Genomic DNA, 16,176 nt, shown 5'->3' with positions numbered 1-16,176 from the left:
TTGTATTGGCTTAACGTGAGTTGCGTGTCGGCACTTTTAGCATGGTCACTGCGTACTTATCGATCAAGTACCCTGGTCAACGCAGAACCAATGGCGATTACGAGCGGCGCGATTTGCGCAGCGACTGCGTCAATCGGTCTAGCAGCATGGCCAGGATCACTACGGCAATACCCGCTTCGAAGCCATCGCCGGGGCGCAGGCGTTGAATAGCGCGCCATACTTCACTGCCCAGGCCGTCGGCACCGATCATGGCGGCAATCACTACCATGGAAAGCGCTAGCATGATGGTTTGGTTAATACCGGCCATCACGGTAGGCAGCGACAGTGGCAACTGCACCTTGAAGAGTTTTTGGCCGCGGGTCGCGCCATAGGCATCAGCCGCTTCAATTAACTCCACCGGTACTTGGCGGATACCCAAAGTGGTAAAGCGAATGGCGGGCGGCATCGAGAAAATCACTGTCGCGAAAATAGCCGAGACCGAGCCAATACCGAAAAACGGAATAGCAGGAATGAGGTACACAAACGCGGGCATGGTCTGCATAAAATCCAGCATCGGCATGATCAGTCGGTAGAGCCGCTCAGAAAGCGCCGCCGCAATACCCACTGGCAAAGCGATCACGACAGCCACTAGCGTCGCGATCACCACTAGCGTGAGCGTCTCAATCATGGGGTTCCAAAGCCCCAGGTTCCAAATCAGCGCAAGGCCTGCGACGGCACCAATGGCTAAACGTGTGCTCGCTAGTTTCCAGCACAGTAGCGCGATGATAGCTAACAGCGCCCATTCAGGCAGCCACATCAGGCCATCGTTAAGGCTATTGATACCGGTTTGGGTAATGCGGGAAATGCCGCGCGTGACGATGGAATACTCACTGGTCAGCCAAGTCAGGCCGCCCTCAATCCAGCTACCCAAAGGAATGCGTGGGATCTCCATTACTGTTCTCCTGCTCGTGCCAGTTCATCCAAAACCGCGCCTTTTACCACAACGCCTAAAAGGCGCTGCTGCTCATCCACAACGGCAATCGGGTAGCTCTTTTCGCTAAACATGGCGAAGAGGTTTTGCAGAGGCTCCTCTGGCGGCACTTTGCGGAAATCTTGGGTCAAGTGGTCAGTAATGGTTTCCGCTTTTGCCTCAATGGCACGGCTAGCCGCGTCGGCTTCCAGCAGGCCAAGCAATTGGCGGTCACGGTCCGTCACGTAAATAGAGTCAATGCTGTGGTCGCGCATCCGGTGCAGTGCGGTGCGCGGGCCATCGCTACTTCTGGCGGTGGTGCGCACTGGGCGCATAGCGCTTTCAGCAGTGAGGATGCGCGAGCGATCCACGCCCTCAATAAAGCGGCGCACATACTCATCGGCAGGTTTGGTGAGAATCTCTTCGGGCGTACCGATCTGCACGACTTCGCCGTCTTTCAGCAGCACGATCCGGTCACCGATATTGAGCGCTTCATCCAGATCGTGAGTAATGAAGACGGTTGTCTTCTGCATTTTATTTTGCAGCTGCAGAAGCTCTTGCTGCATATCCTTACGTATGAGCGGGTCAAGCGCGGAGAACGCTTCATCCATCAGCAGTACGCTGGCATCGTTGGCCAACGCGCGGGCAAGACCCACACGCTGCTGCATACCGCCGGAGAGCTGGTTAGGGTAAGCATCTTCCCACCCCTCTAAACCCACCTGCTTGAGCGCGTTATGGGCAATGGAGTGACGTTCCGATTTTTCGACGCCGCGAATTTCCAGGCCGAACTCGGCATTTTGCTGCACGGTGCGGTGTGGGAAGAGCGCGAAGTTTTGGAAAACCATCGAGAAATGGCGACGGCGACACTCTAATAGCGCTTTTTCTCCCAGTGTCGGGATATTTTCGCCATCAATAACGATCTCGCCTTCGGTGGTGTCGATCAGGCGGTTAAGGCAGCGAATCAGCGTGGATTTACCTGAGCCGGATAGGCCCATAATCACCAGCAATTCACCTTCATAGACATCGAAAGAGATATTGGATAGGCCCAGCGTTTGGCCGGTTTTTTCTAGAATTTCAGGGCGCTTAAGCCCTTGGTCACGAAGCTCAAGGGCTTTTTTCGGCTGTTTGCCAAACACCTTGCTTAAGCCGCGTACCTGAATTTTGACAGGGCGTGTCTCGTCCATCAGCGGTGCCTTTTGATTGAATGAGCAGCCTTGTGTCGTTACTCAATGCGCATACCTGCGGTACTTCTATGCTTCCCTGCAAGCAGCGACACAAAACGGTTCATAAGTAAAAGTTAAGATTATATTTGATAATTTATTAAAAAATATTATACATAAATGAATACGATGTGTCACAACGCTCCCGCCAGCAGGGCCAATTTACGCCACATGTGTCATTTTGCACCCCCTCTAATGCCTCTGATATGGCAGTTCATCGCAACCTTGTTTTATCACCATGTTATTGATTTAGAAAGATAAAAAAATATTTAGGCCAGGTTGGCACGAACTGTGAAGGTATCTGGTTAAGTAGCACAGTTGAAAACGGAGGTAATCCTTATGGATAAGCAAGCTAGCCCAATGAAAAAGCGATCACGTGGTTTAACGCTCTGCATGTTAGCAGCGACCGTCAGTACCCTAGCCCTTGCAGGCTGCGGTAACGGTGAAGAGGAAATGCCCCCAGCACAGCAGCCTGAGACGATGGAGCAGGATGCCACAACTTCCACCGCTCCAGAGGCTGAAGATAATGCTGCCATGGCCGATCCAGCAACGGATCCTGCCATGGCGGAAGAACCGATGACTGAAGAATCGATGACCGAAGAATCGATGAACAGCGACCCAGGCTTAGGTGAAGACCCAGCCGCTACTCAAGAGCCAATGCCAGAAGAGTCTCAAGCAGCAGGAGACCCTGAAGAGAATCCAGGCTTTGGTGAAGGCACCGACCCAATGCCGGGTGCGGATGACTCCACCCCAGAAGATGCCGCCAATGGCGATGAAGATGACGAAATGACTAACGGCCAGTAGCCGTCAACGCTCCCTACGATGGTAAGCCGACCCAGCTGTCTGTTCCCTGCGGCTGCTCCACACGGTTTATCATCCTTTTCGCCCCCGCGCCCGCGGGGGCTTTTTTTTGCCTAACAAACGCGCTTGCTCAAAGCATGCTTGAGTTTTGCAAGTTGGCGGGCAGCCGCTAAGGTTAGGTAAGCAGTCGCCATAGTGGCGGCCGCTCGTTTATTAACAAGGAAGGAGAACGACATGATGTCACGATTCAGTCATACACGCTGGTTGGCACTGCTGCTGAGTGCACTGTTAATGGCAGGCGTACTATCGGGCTGCGGTGATGCGGAACCGCCCACCACAGGTTCAGAGGAGCTGGAACCTGATGAGCCTCAAGAACCCATGGACACCGGACCGATGTCCAACGATGGGCAGACGACACGAGAAGCGCCCGGTGGCGGCGTAACAGAGTAAGCGGGGGATGCCGGTCGCCGCAGCGGCGTCCGGCGTTTAGCTGCTTCTTCCTAATTACTGACTACTCCTCGGTATCTTCCAAGCGGCGGTAGAGCGTGCGGCGTGCAATCCCCAGCACTTCCGCAGTACGGCGTTTATTACCCCCTGTCGCTTCAAGCACCTTACGAATATAGCGCTTTTCTACCTCTTCCAGGCTTGGCCAGCGAGCCGGTGCTGGCGCAGGAATCTGCGTGCCGGGTAGCACTTCGCCACTGAGCGTGGGAGCAATATCGGTGCCGCTTTTCTGTTGGCTTGACTGTTCGCGCAGGCGCTCAGGCAGATCTTGATGCTGCAGCAAACCCTCTTCGCTGAGTGTCACCGCACGCATAATGGCGTTTTCTAGTTCACGCACGTTGCCAGGATAGGTGTAGTTCAGCAGGCTATTGAGCGCTTCTGGCTCGATCTGCTCGATCTGTTTGCCTTGGGCTTCTGCGTGCTTATCAATCAATGCGAACAGCAAGTGTTCAATATCTGTGCCGCGCTCGCGTAGCGGCGGAATGCGCAGCGAGAACGTTTCCAGGCGGTAAAATAAGTCGCTGCGAAAATTCTCCTGCTCAATCTCTTTTTCTAAATGGCGATGCGTTGCGGCAATAATGCGCACATCCACAGGTTCCTCGCGCTCGCCACCCACCGGGCGAACGGTTTTTTCCTGCAGCGCACGCAACAGCTTGGCTTGCAGGTTAATGGGCATTTCACCGATTTCATCAAGAAACAGGCTGCCGCCCTGAGCGCTGTGAAAAAGCCCCTTTCTGGCCTCGTTTGCACCGGTGAACGCGCCTTTCACGTGGCCAAAAAACTCGCTCTCCATTAAGTCAGCCGGGATGCTGGCGCAGTTCACGGGAACAAAAGGGGCGTCTTGGCGGCTGCTCTCCTGATGAATAGCGCGTGCCAACAGCTCTTTACCCGTGCCGCTCTCACCGAGGATCAAAATCGGTGCATCGCTTTTGGCTAAGCGCGAAGCATCGTGAAACAGCGACTGCATGGCGGGGCTTTTACCCACAATACCGTGGAAATGACTGAGTTCTGTATCATGGGAAAGGGACAAACGCTGTCGCTCCAGTACGCGAAAGACGGCTTCGCGGATGGCGTCTAAATCAAGTGGCTTAGTTAAAAAATCATCTGCGCCGAGCTTTAGGGCTTCCACCGCCTGGTCAATCGTGCCAAACGCGGTAATGACAATAATGCCTAGCTCGCTGCCACTTTGGCGTAGCTGCTGAAGCAGCTGAATACCGGTCATGCCCGGTAGCCGCACATCGGTAATCATCATGGCCACCGGCGTATGGCTAAGTAAGGCAATGGCCTCTTCTGCGCTGGGGACACCCAGTGTGTCGTAGCCCGCGTCGTTGAGCTCTTCCTCTAATAACTCACGTATAGCGGCGTCATCTTCCACCACCAATAACGGTAAAAGGTGTTCCTGATGGGTCACAAACGTCGTCCTCAAGCGGATGCGGTTTCACTAAGGGGCAGCGTAATCTCAAAGCCAGCGCCGCCAAGTGCGCTGTCAAATACGCCAATCGTCCCGCCGTGGTCGTTAATAATGCGGTGCACCATCGATAGTCCCAAGCCGCTGCCTTGCCCCACCGGCTTGGTGGTGAAAAAGGGGTCGAACACTTGATGATGATGCGATGTCGGTATGCCTGGCCCGTTGTCTTCTACCCAGACGGTCAGCTCGTCGCTGTGCGCCTGGGCGCGAACGCGAATATGGCTAACGTTTGGAGCCTGGGCGGCGTTGCGTAATAAGTTGGTCAGCACCTGCACAATTTGCTGACCATTGACTAATAAATGGGGGGTAGGGGAGGGAAGATCAATATCCAGATAGATATTTCGTGGTTCCAACTCCTCCTCAACCAGCTCGCTGGCACTAATGATAAGCTGGTCAAGGGCTTGATGTCCTTTCTCCACGTTATGTTGTCGACCTAATTCCATCAATTGGCGGACAATTTCGACGATGCGCTCTACCTCGCCGCGGATGCGCCCAAGCCTTGCTCGCTCATCGTCGCCAATCGTATCCCGACGTGCCAAACGCTGGGCTTGGCCGTTGATGACCGTCAACGGCGCGCCTATTTCATGGGCCACCCCGGCGGCCAGCACGCCAAGCTCAGCCAGCTTTTTCGATTTACGCAGACGCTTTTCCAGCTCGATTTCTCGCCGCTGGCGGGCATCAATGTCGCGGTCTTTTTCGGCCATGGCATCCAGCATTCCGTTTAAGCCTGAGGCCAAACGGCGGTACTCTGTTGGGCCGCCTTCCGTGGCCCGCTGGCTGCGGTCGCCATCTTCTACCAGCAACATAACGCGCAGCAGGCGATTAAGCGGTTGCTCAATATAGTGGCGAAATCCCCACCAAATGCTGAAGACAATACCCGCAGCACCAATCACAAAGACCAGCACGGCCACGATGCTGATAAAGCCCGTGTAATTCTCAATGCCGGTATTGAGGCGGTTCACCTGCAGCACGCCTTGCACAGTACCATCCTGAGTACGTAGCGGCGTGAGGGCGGAGTAGTAGGTCCAGCCCTCTTGCTGTCGATAGCTGCTATGCAGGTCATCGCGCTCAATGACCTGCTGGATCTCTTCAGGAGTGAACAGGTCTTTACCCAACCCAAGGCCATACACCTCGCGGCCCTGGGTATCAAAGACATAGGCCCCGTAAATACGGTGAAACGAAAACGCCGACTGAAGCGCCTCTTCCAACGGCGTGGCACTGTCGCGTGCCACTGCGTAGCTCAGCGAGGTGCTGAGCGCGCGGGTAATGATTTCCACCTCGGTTTGCAGCTTGGAGCGAACGTTATCTTCCAGCGATTTAATCGCCACCAAGCTAAACACCACCAGAATCACGAACAGCGGCACGATGACCGTTAAAATGATGAGGTTACGTAATCGCATCGTGCTTCCTGGTGGTGGCTTAACGTTAGCGTTCGGTGGGCGTTAGGCGGTAAAGGCTGCCTTGGCCGCCGTCAGTTAGCAAGTAAATCGCCTCATCTGGGCCTTGGCGAACGTCGCGAATACGGCCAATCTCGCCTTCCAAAATCAGCTCCTCATCGGCCACTTGGCCCTCTTCAAGGGTAAGGCGAAGCAACTTTTGGCTGCCCAGACCGCCCGCTAATAGGCTGCCTTGCCAGTCTCCAAAGGCATCGCTGGTTACCTCCGCAAGGCCTGAGGGGGCAAAGCGGCCATCAAAACGGTACACGGGGTTCTCCATGCCGGGTTTTGATTCCACGCCAATGGGCTCATTGGTGCCGTAGTCGTTGCCTAAACTCACCTCCGGCCAGCCGTAGTTATTGCCAGGCACAATCTGGTTTAGCTCATCGCCGGTACGCGGGCCGTGTTCGGTGGCCCAGGGCTCGCCATTGCTCAGCACCGTCATGCCCTGAATATTGCGATTGCCCAGGGTGTAAATTTCATCCAGCGTGCTGTCGTCATCCATAAACGGATTATCGTCAGGGGCTTCGCCGTTTTCGGTGAGCCGAAGGGTAGAGCCTGCGTGGTCATCGCTTGCCTGGGCGCGGGAGGGGTCCACTCCGCGGTCACCAATGCTCATGAGCAGCGTGCCGTCGTCAAGCCACGCCAAGCGGGAGCCGTAGTGGCGGCCGGGGGAGGAAGCGCGGTCCTGCTCAAACAAGTGCTCAACGTCGCCTAACGAATCACCCTGCCACTTAACGCGAGAGAGCGCCGAGCGGCTGTTATTGCCCTCAGGTTTGCTCCAGGTGAAGTAAATCCAGTCGTGCTCGCCATCGTCGTCCCCGGTACCAAATTCAGGATGCAGCACCACGTCGAGCAGGCCGCCTTGGCCGTTCTGACTCACCTGGGGCATGCCTTCCAGCGCCTGGGACTGGCCATTCGCGTCAACAAGATTTAACTCACCGCTGCGCTCGCTGACCAAGTAACGGCCATCGGGCAAAAACGCTACCGCCCACGGGTTCGCAAAACCATCGGCCACACGCTCGATGGTAATCGGGAAGTGGTCGGTTTCCAGGGCCTCTTGAACCACCTCCGCCTGGGCAGTGCTGGCCAGTAGCAGTCCTGCCAGTGAAGGCGCCACCCAGCGTTTAGCCTGTAAGCGTAGTGAACGGCGGGCGGGCATCAGGGGCCCGGCATATCGATTGGGCATAGCGTGTCGAGTTGGCATCGAGTGTCCTCTGTTAGCGCTAGATCAAAGCCTAAGTCTAGCAGTGACTGCCGTAAGCGGGCGGGGGTTCCCCCGCCGCTACATCAACAGCGCCAGCAATGCCGGTAAATAGAACAGCGCCATGAGCGTTGAGCAGAAGACTAAACTGGCCACATAGGCCGGTTCGCGCTGGGCGCGTTGGGCAAATAGGTAGTTGAAGACCGCCACCGGCATACACATCTGCACCACCAGAATGCTCTGCGCCAGCGGCGGCAGGCCTAGCCAGCCAGCGATGAACCACGCGGCCGCCGCAGCCAGCGGAATACGGATCAGACTAAAGCCGACGCCAGAGCGTAGGCTCTTGACCTGAATACTTGCCAGCGATACGCCGAGGGTGATGAGCATGAGTGGCACGGTAAAGCCCGACATGAGATCGACCGTGTTGGCCATCCATAGGGGCAGCGGGGTATCGGTCAGCAGCAGCGCCATGGAGATAACGATGGCATACACGGTGGGGGTCTTGAGCAGGGTTTTTATCGGGCTACCGCTGCTACTTAGGACAGCCCCCAAGGTGAACTGAAACAGCGAAACCGTCACCATCACCGTAATGCCGTAAGCAAAGCCCGCGCTGCCAAACGCGTAAAGCACCACCGGCAGACCCATATTGCCCGTGTTGGGGTACATCATCGGCGCGATGAGCACTCGCCAATCTCGGCGCAGCACCTTGGCAACGGCAAAGCTGGCGGCTCCCATGCTCACAATCACCAGGGCTGCGGCCAGCATCACCTGCCCGAACGTGCTGGCATCAATGGTGGCCCCTGAGAGCGACGCCAGCACCAGGGCAGGCGTACCAATATTGAAAACAAGGCGCGTCACAAAATCGACGGGGTAGGGTTGCCCCAGGCGGACCCATAAAAAACCAAGCCCCGCACCAGCCAGTACAGGCGCCATCACGGCAAACAGTTCGGCGAGCATTAACGTTCCTTAGCGATGGTTAGCGACGTATTGTCGTTAATTAGGCCGCTAACAGGCAAGCCGAAATCCTTGCACAGTCAAGGTAGTTAAGCGGGCAAGGGCGCGTACTGCGCTTGCCACTCGGCGGGCACCTGTTCGCGCAGAAACTCCAGCAGAGCATTCACCCGGCGGGAGTGGTGGCCGTAGGCATACAGCAGTGTGACGGGAAGCGGGGCGGGCTCCCAACCTGGTAAGCAGTTCACCAAGTCGCCGGGGTGATGGCGTTCACGCTTCTCGACCATCCAATGAGGCAGCAGCCCAATCCCCTGACCGTAGGCAATAGCGTCAATATGTAGCGCAGTAAGGTCGACTCTCAGCCGCGAGCGGGGAGCGTTAAAGAGGTAGTCATCGTGTTCACGGTGATGCAGCAGCAGACCGCTGGAAGCGGTATCTAATAAATCGATCCAAGCGTGAGCATCAAGCTCTTTGGGGTGCTGTAGCGTTCCTGCGTGGGCCAGATAGTTTGGGTTGGCGTAGAGGCCGCGAGTGAGGTGGCCCAAACGCTCTTGGTTCAGGCCGCACTCATGGGTAGCGCCTAGCCAGATATGCACGCTGTTGCTGTGCATCTTAGTCGGCGGCGTTTCCCGGGTGTGCAGGGTCAACTCGACCTTAGGGTAGCGGGTCAGAAACGCATCCATCACACCGGCCATCCAACCTCTTGCCAGCGCGCCGTGTACTTCTAGCGTGACTTTGCCGCTGATCTCCTCGCGCAGCTCGGCTAGAGCCTCTTGGCTGTGGGCGGCCATGGCCAGCAGCTCGGTGCAGTAATGATGAAACAGTAAACCCGCTTCGGTGGGAATCAAGCGGTTCGCCTGGCGTCGCAGCAGCGGCTGGTTCAGCCGGGCTTCTAGCTGACTAATGCGGCGGCTCAACGTGGATTTAGCAAGCCCGAGCTTCTGTGCGCTACGCGTGAGGCTGCCGGTGGTCATCACATCGGCAAACGCGGCGAGTTCATCAAAATCGTACATAGTCGGGGCCACTGGAGAAACGGAGTGCTCCATTGTGCCATTTAATGTTGTGAATGAAAATAATTGGCATTTGTGTTCCGGTTGTTTGAACGCACCGTCCCGCCTCTTTGTGCAAAGAGTATGCAAAAATATAAATGCTAATAATTCGTATTTGTATGCAAGTGCTCTTTATCTCAAAGGAACCCGCTATGTCTTCTCGTTTGCGCCGTACGCTGCTGGCCAGCGCTATCTCATCTCTCGCCTGCGGGGCAGCCGTGGCTCAAGAAACGCCCCAGCTTAACGATATCGTGGTGACGGCCTCTGGCTTTGAGCAGCAAATTAGCAGTGCGCCCGCCTCCATCAGCGTTATCTCCCGCGAAGAGCTGGAGCGTGGCTATTATCAAAACGTCACTGACGCCCTGCGGGATGTGCCTGGCGTCGTGGTGACCGGCGGCGGGCGTGGCGATGGCGGCAACGATATTTCCATTCGCGGTATGCCCTCCCAGTACACGCTGATTCTGGTCGATGGCCGCCCGCAAAGCTCACGAGAGTCGCGCCCCAACGGCGATGCGGGCTTTGAACAGGATTGGCTGCCGCCGCTGCAAGCCATTGAGCGCATTGAGGTGGTGCGCGGGCCGATGTCGACGCTGTACGGCTCCGATGCCATCGGCGGGGTGATCAATGTGATTACCCGCAAAGTGGCGGATAGCTGGCACGGCAACATCCAGCTCGATACCGTGCTGCAGGAAGACAGCGCCTCCGGCGACAGCCGCCAAGCGAACTTTTACCTCAGTGGGCCGCTGGTGGGCGAGCGCTTGGGGTTACAGCTCTATGGCCGCACCTCCGAGCGCGACGAAGACGACATCGAGTACGGCTACGAAGAGAAAAGCTTGCAGAGCCTCACCGCACGGCTGAACTTGGCCGCTAGCGATAACCACGACTTTACCGCCGAAGCGGGCATTACCGAGCAGGATCGCCGCTCGCTGGTGGGGCGCTCCGGGCCGGTGGACGGCTGCCGCGGTGGCTGCACCGACAGCATTGGCGACTACACCAACACCCACGTGGCCGTGACCCATAGCGGTCGCTTCGACTGGGGCACCAGCGAAACCTTTGTGCAGCGTGAGCGCAGCGAAAACCAGTCGCGGGATATCGAGATTACCAACACCACCGCGAAAACCAGCGCAGTGATTCCCTTAGGCATGCACATGCTCACCGTCGGCGCGAGCTGGGAAGAGGAAGCGCTGGAAGACGCCACGACTAATCAGATCTCTGACCGGAACACCATCGAAAACAGCCAGTGGGCCCTGTTTGTGGAAGATGAGTGGATGCTGACAGACGCCTGGGCGCTGACCGGCGGGCTGCGCCTGGACGATGACGACAACTATGGCAGCCACCTCAGCCCGCGCCTTTACAGCGTATGGAACATGACACCTGAATGGACCCTGAAAGGCGGCGTGTCCACCGGCTACCGCTCGCCTAACCTGCGGGAAATTACCCCGGACTGGGGGCAGGTCAGCCGTGGCGGTAATATTTACGGCAACCCTGACCTTGAGCCAGAAACCTCGCTCAATAAAGAGATCGCGCTGCTGTACGGCAACGACGCAGGCCTGAACGGCAGCCTCACGCTGTTCCACAACGACTTTGAAGACAAAATCACTCGCATCGCGTGCCCGACCGATATTTGCCGCGATGGAGCGAATGATTTCGGCAGTGACCCCACATACCGGGTCAATATCGACGATGCAGTCACCCAAGGGGTCGAGGCCAGCCTAGGCGCACCGCTGACCGACACGCTAGCGCTAACCGCCAGCTACACCTTTACCGATTCCGAACAGAAAAGCGGGGAGTACGCTGGCGAGCCGCTGACCCAGCTGCCCCGCCACCAGGTGTCGGCCACGCTGGATTGGGACGTTAACGCACGGCTTAGCCAGTGGACCAAAGTGACCTACCGGGGTGAAGAGAGCCAGCCCACCACCGGGCCGTCGCAAAGCTCGATTGTCGCACCGTCCTACACCTTTGTGGATGCGGGTATTGGCTATCAGCTCAACGACAGCGCCACGGTGAACGCCGGTATCTACAACCTGTTCGATGAACGTATCACCTACGACGAGTATGGCTATGTGGATGACGGCCGCCGGGTGTGGCTGGGCCTGAACGTCGCTTTCTAAATATCTTGTCAGTAGGCAACAGACGCGGCCACCGATGGGTGGCCGCGTTTTTTTATGCCCGCGAGCGGGCTGAACGGCGCTCGGTGATCTTGAGCACGCTGATCATCAGCGCGGGCAGGAAGGTCACCGTGACCACCGCCGCACCCAGCAGGCCAAACAGCACAATCGCCCCCACGCCGCGATACAGCTCGGTGCCTTCGCCGTGTAAAAAGACCAGCGGCGACAGCCCGCACAGGGTGGTCAGCGTGGTGATGGCGATGGGGCGCAGGCGGGTTTGTACCGCCTGTGATACGGCCTCCTGAACGCTGAGCGTTTTGTCATGCAGCCGCCGTCTGGCCTGGTCGACTACCAAAATCGGGTTATTCACCACCGTGCCCATCAGGATTAAAAAGCCCAGCATGGTAATCATATCGAAGGGCTGGCTGAGCGGTGCCACGCCGATTAACGGCAGCAGGCTGCCCACGCCATTCATGGCGGCCAGCCCCATAATGCCGCCCACCACGCCTAGCGGTATCGAGGTCAAAATCAGCAGCGGATAGCCCCAATGGGAGAAGATCGCCACCAGCAGCAGGTAAACGATCACGATAGCGATCAGGAAGTTGCCGGTAAGCGCCTCACGGGTGACGTTTAGCTGGTCGCTGGCGCCGGAAATTGAAACATCCACCGTCGAGGGCAGCACGCCCTCCTGGCGCAGACGCTCCAGCATCGCCTCGGCCTGCTCGACGCCTGCCTCTAGTGCAATGCTGGCAGGTGGAATCACGTTCAGCGTTACCGTGCGGCTGCCGTCTACCCGGCGAATCACGCTGGTATCCATGGTTTCGTCGATACGCGCCACCGCCGATAGCGGCAGCGTATAGCCATCGGGAGTATGCAGTGGCAGGTTCGGCAGTTGGTCTAATGGCAGCGACGCTTGCGGGCCATAGAGGTAAATATCGATCTTCTCATCGTCTAAAAAGAAGTCATCCACATACGCTCCTTCCCCCAAGGCAGAGACCGAAAACCCCACCGCCTCGGCGGAAATTCCCAGCTCCGCGACCCTGGCCCAGTCGGGGCGAATTTGAATCAAGGGCTGGTCGAGCGAAAGCGACGAAGGCTGGCTTTGAATACGCGGATTGCCAAACTGCGCCTGGGCTTCGCGGTAGAGCGTATTGGCAGCGCCGTACACCGTGGCTAAGTCCGGGCCCGCCACATCCAGGTTGATACTGCGCGTGCCGCCATCGTTGCTGGAAATAATCGAGCCTTTCGAGGCAAAAGCGCGCATGCCGGGGAAGCGCTCGTAGTAGTTCGTGAGTGCCTCCATCAATGCTTCAATATGCGAAGAGTCGACCGCTTCGGCAACAATGAAAAGCTGCGTGGGTGCCACGCGCATGTTCATGTAAGCCAGCGGCGGCACCTCGGTATCGCCCGCTAAAAAGGCATCCGGCTCCGCCTGCACATGGGGTAGAAAGTACGCTTCGACCTGCTCGGCAATGCTGGCCATCTCCTGCAGGCTGTAGCCAGGGGGCGGGCTCATGCGTGCAAAGGTTTTGGGCTCCTCACCTTCGGGCAAGTACTCGGCTGGCGGTGTCAGGGCCAGGATCGTCCAGCCGCTGATCAGCAGCGTCAGTACTAGAATCACCCCGCGGCGCAGCGGCGTCGCAATCAGCCGCTCCAGCAGCGCGCCCAACCGAGAAGGGCGCTCGTCGCCGGGCGCTTGAACGCCATCGGGTTTAGCTGCGTGATGCATCGAAAAGCTAAACCGCGAGCAGAGCGAGGGCACCAGCGTGACGGCCACCAGCATGGAGGCAAATATCGCCGCCGAAACCGCGATGGCCACATCGGAGTAGAGCTGTCCGGCCTCCTCTTCGATGAAGAGAATCGGTAAGAACACCAGAATGGTGGTGGCGGTGGAGGCGAGCGTGGCGGGCCACACTTCCTGCACGCCGCGCAGCGCCGATTCGATGCGGTCCAGGCCCTGGCGGCGGTAGCGCTCGATGTTCTCCAATACCACGATGCTGTTATCCACGCTCATGCCGATGGCAAAGGCAATGCCCGCCATAGAGATGACGTTGATGGTGCGGCCAGTCAGCATTAGCCCCAAAAAGGCGGCAATAGTGCAGAACGGAATGCCGATGACGCCGATAAACGTGGCGCGAGCCGAGCGCAAAAACAGGTACATCACTAGGGTTGCAAAGGCAGCCCCCAGCAGCAGGTTGCTCCACACGTTGCTCACTGAGGCTTCTACGTAGCGCACGTCATCGGCTGTCAGCACGATCTCCATGCCGGCAGGGCGCAGAACGGTCTCGTTGATCGCCGCCAGTTCGTCCTGCACCGCGTATTTGATGTCGATGACATTGGCGCCGCTCTCCCGGCGCAGGTCCATGCCAATCCCCGCCTCGCCGTTGTAGAACGACAGCTGATTAAGCCGCGACTGCCCTTGGCGCACGTCTGCTACATCGGCCAGCCGCACGATGCTATCGCCCTCGCGGGCCACCACCAGCTCTGCCAGCGCCTCGGCGCTATCAAACCGGCCCAGCGTGCGCACCAGGTAACGCCGCTTGCCCGCATCCAGCTCGCCGCCGGAGATATCCCGGTTGCGCTGGGTAATCGCTTCGCGTAGCTCCAGCAGCGAGACACCACGCTGGGCCAGGGCGGCGGGGTCGACCAAAATTTGCAGCTGGCGCTGGGCGCCGCCGTTTACGCCGACTTCCGAGACCCCTTCAATGCCTTCCAAGCGCGGGCGCACGCGGTCTTCGATGAAGTCGCTCATCAGCTGGATATCCAGCGCGTTGGGGTTGCCGGGCAGGGTGCCGACGTGAAAACGCAAAAACGCATCGGTGGAGAACGCGGCCGACACCACCCGGGGCTGGTCGACGTTATTGGGGTAGGAGGAGACCTGGCTTAAGGCGTTGTTCACCTGAATCAGCGCGGCGGTCATATCCACGCTGAACGGAAACTCCAGCTCGATCTCGGCGCTGCCGCTTTCCGCTACCGCCGTCATGCGGGTGAGGTTGGGCACGTTGCGCAGGTACTGCTCCTGCTCCACCAGGATCTCTTTTTCGATATCCTGGGGCGTCGCGCCCGCCCAGCGCGTTTCCACGGTAATGGTGCGCGCTTCGATATCGGGAATCATCTGTACCGGAATGCGTAGCGTCGCGGCGATGCCCAACAGCAGGAAAATCAGCGCAATGACGGTCACCAGCGTTTGCTGGCGCAGCAGGGCAGCAAACATTATTCGCCACCCTCCGAGACGGCTTCAACGCTGACGCCTTCCACCAAGGATTCATTGCCGCGAACCACTACCTGCTCGCTGCCGGAAAGCCCGCTGGTAATTTCCACGCGCTCAGCGAAGTTGATGCCCACCTCGACCCTTTGTTCGCGCACCTGGTACGTGCCGCTGTCGTCAGGCGTGGCGACCCATACGGTGACTCGGCCATCTGGGTAACGGCTAAGCGCATCCCGGGAGACGGTGATGCCATCGCGCCCGGTGGAGGCTTTCACCACGGCGTCGACCGCATTGCCAGGGTAGAGCGGCAGCGCCTCGGGCACCTCGGCACGCAGCAAAAACGTCCGCGCGCTAGAGGCGCTGACCGGCACTAAGGTCGCGATGCGGGCTTCAGCGCTCTGCTCGCCTGCCGTGAGGGTGAGTGTAGCGTTCTCCTCCAAGGCGGTATAAAACGCTTCGGGCACCTGAAAATCGGCGCGCAGGGCGTTGAGGTTGACCAAGCGGGCGACGCTGTCTCCTGGCGTGACCCACTCGCCCAGGTTGACGCTTCGCTCGCTGACCACACCGCTGAACGGTGCAGTCATCGTGTGGCGCTCCAACAGCGCGTTGAGCCGTGACTGTTCGGCGTTCAGGCGAGAAAGCGCTGCGTTGGCGACACTTACCGCGCTGCGCCGGGCGCTCACTTCCGTAGCGGCAATGTTGCGCCCAGCCCCCACGGATTCCGCCTCCCGCAGCAGCCGCTGCGCTTCGCTAAGCGCGGTCCGGGCTTCCTCTTCTGCCGCTTGCGCCCCGGCTAGCTCGAAGCGTGCCAAATCATCATCCAGCGCCACCAGCGTGTCGCCTGCATCAACCCGGTCGCCTGGGTTTACGTTAATCGCCGCGACCAGCCCGGCCACCGACGAGGAGAGCAGCGCATCCTCCAGGGAGTTCACCGTGCCGACCAGGTTAAGCTCTTGATAAATCGGCTCACGGTTAACGCTGGCCAGCTCAACCCGTGGGGCAGATTGGGCCAGCGCGGTGCCAGCAACGAGTGAAAAAGCCAGTAGCAGCACTAATCGAGCTAAGGGAACTAAGGGAAGAGGGCGGGCAAGTAAAGGCACCGTCATAACAGGTTGTTTCCTAACTTAGGTGAAGGGCAGTCAAGGCGCAGACGAGCAAGTAACGTAGTGTGCTCATACTACCCAAGCGAATGCGTTGAAATAGATTAAAACCATGAATCGCCGCCATAGGGGGAAGCTACTGCGGGGCGTTCCACCCAAAAGCACGTCATAAAAAAGC

12 protein-coding genes are annotated in these 16,176 nt (G+C 58.2%); 3 read left to right on the top strand and 9 right to left on the bottom strand.

Translation table 11 applies throughout. The features are described from left to right. Positions 1 to 97: 97 nt before the first annotated feature. Together R0J87_RS03165 and R0J87_RS03160 are read right to left on the bottom strand one after the other, a co-directional pair. On the bottom strand, positions 98 to 931 hold the full coding sequence (locus R0J87_RS03165) for an ABC transporter permease (RefSeq protein ID WP_404343094.1): 834 nt from the start codon (positions 929 to 931) through the stop codon (positions 98 to 100). After that, a complete protein-coding gene (locus R0J87_RS03160; RefSeq protein ID WP_404463706.1) occupies positions 931 to 2,133 on the bottom strand; it encodes a quaternary amine ABC transporter ATP-binding protein in 1,203 nt (400 codons plus the stop codon). Before R0J87_RS03160 ends, R0J87_RS03165 begins: the two co-directional genes overlap by 1 nt. Positions 2,134 to 2,508: 375 nt before the next feature. On the opposite strand from R0J87_RS03160, the gene R0J87_RS03155 reads away from it, so the two are divergent. Next, entirely contained in the window at positions 2,509 to 2,973 is a 465-nt protein-coding gene (locus R0J87_RS03155; RefSeq protein ID WP_498884316.1) for a hypothetical protein, read from the top strand. A gap of 231 nt (positions 2,974 to 3,204) precedes the next feature. After that, positions 3,205 to 3,420, top strand: a complete 216-nt coding sequence (locus tag R0J87_RS03150; protein ID WP_404343088.1) for a hypothetical protein — start codon at positions 3,205 to 3,207, stop codon at positions 3,418 to 3,420. Between the two features lie 61 nt (positions 3,421 to 3,481). Here the strand turns inward: R0J87_RS03150 and R0J87_RS03145 are convergent, their stop codons facing one another. From R0J87_RS03145 to R0J87_RS03125, 5 genes are all read right to left on the bottom strand, one after another. Next, positions 3,482 to 4,885 carry a sigma-54-dependent transcriptional regulator gene (locus R0J87_RS03145; RefSeq protein WP_404343086.1) on the bottom strand — a complete coding sequence of 468 codons (1,404 nt, stop codon included), beginning with the start codon at positions 4,883 to 4,885 and terminating at the stop codon, positions 3,482 to 3,484. 11 nt (positions 4,886 to 4,896) lie between these two features. Further along, entirely contained in the window at positions 4,897 to 6,342 is a 1,446-nt protein-coding gene (locus tag R0J87_RS03140) for a sensor histidine kinase (RefSeq protein WP_404463702.1), read from the bottom strand. A gap of 25 nt (positions 6,343 to 6,367) precedes the next feature. After that, positions 6,368 to 7,540: a PQQ-dependent sugar dehydrogenase gene (locus R0J87_RS03135; protein ID WP_498884376.1), complete on the bottom strand. Its 1,173-nt coding sequence runs from the start codon at positions 7,538 to 7,540 to the stop codon at positions 6,368 to 6,370. A 123-nt stretch (positions 7,541 to 7,663) separates the two neighbouring features. Continuing rightward, the gene (locus tag R0J87_RS03130) at positions 7,664 to 8,539 is read right to left on the bottom strand and encodes an AEC family transporter (RefSeq protein ID WP_404343082.1); all 876 of its coding nucleotides are present in this window, start codon (positions 8,537 to 8,539) and stop codon (positions 7,664 to 7,666) included. Positions 8,540 to 8,625: 86 nt separating this feature from the next. Beyond that, positions 8,626 to 9,546, bottom strand: coding sequence for a LysR family transcriptional regulator (locus R0J87_RS03125; RefSeq protein WP_404343080.1), 921 nt, complete (start codon positions 9,544 to 9,546; stop codon positions 8,626 to 8,628). Between the two features lie 188 nt (positions 9,547 to 9,734). Here R0J87_RS03125 and R0J87_RS03120 point away from each other — a divergent pair, with 188 nt between their 5' ends. Next, positions 9,735 to 11,693 (top strand): ligand-gated channel protein, encoded by a 1,959-nt coding sequence (locus R0J87_RS03120; protein ID WP_498884313.1) that lies wholly within the window; start codon positions 9,735 to 9,737, stop codon positions 11,691 to 11,693. 52 nt (positions 11,694 to 11,745) lie between these two features. Here R0J87_RS03120 and R0J87_RS03115 read toward each other — a convergent pair whose 3' ends face one another. Next, positions 11,746 to 14,904 (bottom strand): efflux RND transporter permease subunit, encoded by a 3,159-nt coding sequence (locus tag R0J87_RS03115; protein ID WP_498884311.1) that lies wholly within the window; start codon positions 14,902 to 14,904, stop codon positions 11,746 to 11,748. After that, entirely contained in the window at positions 14,904 to 16,004 is a 1,101-nt protein-coding gene (locus R0J87_RS03110) for an efflux RND transporter periplasmic adaptor subunit (RefSeq protein ID WP_498884308.1), read from the bottom strand. The genes R0J87_RS03115 and R0J87_RS03110 overlap by 1 nt, the downstream gene beginning before the upstream one ends. Positions 16,005 to 16,176 lie beyond the last annotated feature (172 nt).

The sequence above is a fragment of the Halomonas sp. SIMBA_159 genome (assembly GCF_046536035.1).
Lineage (GTDB): Bacteria > Pseudomonadota > Gammaproteobacteria > Pseudomonadales > Halomonadaceae > Vreelandella > Vreelandella venusta_A.
Note: the sequence above shows the minus strand (reverse complement) of the source record. Positions and strands in the feature narration are given on the sequence as shown.

Coding starts and splice junctions, on each gene's coding strand:
- R0J87_RS03165 (WP_404343094.1), bottom strand. CDS start 931: ATGGAGATCCCACGCATTCCTTTGGGTAGCTGGATTGAGGGCGGCCTG.
- R0J87_RS03160 (WP_404463706.1), bottom strand. CDS start 2,133: ATGGACGAGACACGCCCTGTCAAAATTCAGGTACGCGGCTTAAGCAAG.
- R0J87_RS03155 (WP_498884316.1), top strand. CDS start 2,509: ATGGATAAGCAAGCTAGCCCAATGAAAAAGCGATCACGTGGTTTAACG.
- R0J87_RS03150 (WP_404343088.1), top strand. CDS start 3,205: ATGATGTCACGATTCAGTCATACACGCTGGTTGGCACTGCTGCTGAGT.
- R0J87_RS03140 (WP_404463702.1), bottom strand. CDS start 6,342: ATGCGATTACGTAACCTCATCATTTTAACGGTCATCGTGCCGCTGTTC.
- R0J87_RS03135 (WP_498884376.1), bottom strand. CDS start 7,540: ATGCCCGCCCGCCGTTCACTACGCTTACAGGCTAAACGCTGGGTGGCG.
- R0J87_RS03130 (WP_404343082.1), bottom strand. CDS start 8,539: ATGCTCGCCGAACTGTTTGCCGTGATGGCGCCTGTACTGGCTGGTGCG.
- R0J87_RS03125 (WP_404343080.1), bottom strand. CDS start 9,546: ATGTACGATTTTGATGAACTCGCCGCGTTTGCCGATGTGATGACCACC.
- R0J87_RS03120 (WP_498884313.1), top strand. CDS start 9,735: ATGTCTTCTCGTTTGCGCCGTACGCTGCTGGCCAGCGCTATCTCATCT.
- R0J87_RS03115 (WP_498884311.1), bottom strand. CDS start 14,904: ATGTTTGCTGCCCTGCTGCGCCAGCAAACGCTGGTGACCGTCATTGCG.
- R0J87_RS03110 (WP_498884308.1), bottom strand. CDS start 16,004: ATGACGGTGCCTTTACTTGCCCGCCCTCTTCCCTTAGTTCCCTTAGCT.